This window comes from Sandarakinorhabdus rubra, assembly GCF_010994245.1.
GTDB classification, from domain to species: Bacteria; Pseudomonadota; Alphaproteobacteria; order Sphingomonadales; family Sphingomonadaceae; genus Sandarakinorhabdus; species Sandarakinorhabdus rubra.
Map to the genome: position 1 here is coordinate 1 of NZ_WMHO01000439.1, position 741 is coordinate 741.

General features: G+C 74.0%; 1 protein-coding gene. It reads right to left on the reverse strand.

Annotated features, from left to right (window positions below; genetic code table 11):
• Window positions 1-44: 44 nt before the first annotated feature.
• Window positions 45-605, reverse strand: a complete 561-nt coding sequence (gene mreD / locus GJV64_RS15130) for a rod shape-determining protein MreD (RefSeq protein WP_164158351.1) — start codon at window positions 603-605, stop codon at window positions 45-47.
• Window positions 606-741 lie beyond the last annotated feature (136 nt).

Sequence of the window (741 nt, forward strand, 5' to 3'; positions counted from 1 at the left end):
AGCCGATGCGGCGAACAGGATCATCCATGCCCGCGCGCCCGCGATCAGCCGCCCCGCCAGCTGGGCACGCTGGCGGCGAGGCGGCGCTGCAGGGCGGCGCAGAAGCGGGCCACCAGCGGCCAGGCCAGGATGCTGGTGAGCCACTGCAGGGCCAGCGGCCACAGCGGCACCGGCTGCCCGGCCAGCGCCATCAGCGGGCCGGCCAGCAACGCATGGCAGAGCAGCAGGCCGCTCACCGCCAGCCAGTCGAACATCAGGCCATTGCGGCCGAACAGCGGCGACAGCAGGCGCATCAGCCCGGCGCTGACCGCAAAGCCGGTCGCATTGACACCCAGCGGCAGGCCGAACAGCAGATCGGCCACCCCACCAACCAGAAAGGCAATCCAGGGCGGCATCAACTGCGGTTGCAGCAGCGCCCAGGCCAGCACCGCCATCAGGGACAGTTGCGGCATGGCCGGCAGCGGCAGCGGCAGCGGTGCCACCATCACCAAAAGCAGCAGGATGCTGACCAGCGCCGGCACCGCATAGCGCCAGGTCGACAGCAGCCAGCGGCGCCGCTCCTGCGGCGTCATCAACAGGGCGGGCGGCGGCGGCGGCGCGATCATCCGGCGCCGCCTTCCGGCAAAGTCTCGGCCGCCCCGCGCAGGCGCGGTGGCGGCGCCCCGCGGCGGCGGGCTTCGGCCGGCACCGGCGCATCGAACACCGGGCCTTCGGGCTCGGCGGCCGGCACCGGCAGCCAGG